This window comes from Mesorhizobium sp. M7A.F.Ca.ET.027.03.2.1 (genome assembly GCF_003999175.1).
Lineage (GTDB): Bacteria > Pseudomonadota > Alphaproteobacteria > Rhizobiales > Rhizobiaceae > Mesorhizobium.
In genome coordinates, this window is sequence record NZ_RZOM01001691.1 from 1 (window position 1) to 724 (window position 724).

A 724-nucleotide genomic window follows, 5' to 3' on the forward strand; every position below is an offset into this window, starting at 1 on the left:
ACATCGACGCGGCCAAGACCGCCGGCTTTGCGCCTGAAATCGCCGCTAATGGCAGCTTCGCCGCTGGCGATACCGACGTCGCCTTCACGGTCGCCGGCGGCACGCTGCGGGCGCCGCCTGTCAGCCTGGAAAATCCAGCGGCGACCTTGTCCGCCGACGTCACGGCGGATCTCAACGCGGCCACGGTGTCGGCCAAGGGTGCGATCACCTATCGGCCTGGCGACGAGGCACTGGTCGGCTCCGAGCCGGTCGTGAATTTCACCGCCGAGGGGCCGTTCGGCGCTGTCAAACGAGCATTCGACAGTGAGCCGCTGGCGCAGTTCCTGACCCAGCGCGCGCTGGAGAAAGAGCAGCAGCGCGTCGAGGCGATGCAGGCCGCGTTGCTGGAAAAGCAGCGGCTTCGGCGCGAGGTGCGCTACTACGCGGCGTTGAAGACCGAACGGGATAAGGCCGCCGAGGAATTGCGCAAGCAGGAGGAAGCAGCACGGCTGAAAGCCGAGGCTGACGCCAAGGCCAAGGCCGAAGCGGATGCCCAGGCGAAAGCCGATGCCGATGCCAAGGCTCAGGCCGACGCGGAGGCGAAAGCAAAGGCGGACGCCGATGCCAAAGCCAAGGCGGACGCCGACGCCAAGGCCGCTGCCGAACAGCAAGCCGCCGACGAGGCGGCCAAGGCGCAGGTCGACAAGCAGGAGCGGCAGAAGGCGGAAGAGGCTGTGCGCATCGC

Annotated in this window: 1 pseudogene; it reads left to right on the top strand. The window is 67.7% G+C overall.

Annotation, left to right across the window (positions count from 1 at the left end):
- Positions 1-724 (top strand): annotated as a pseudogene (locus EN750_RS37410) (AsmA-like C-terminal region-containing protein); the annotation flags it as partial.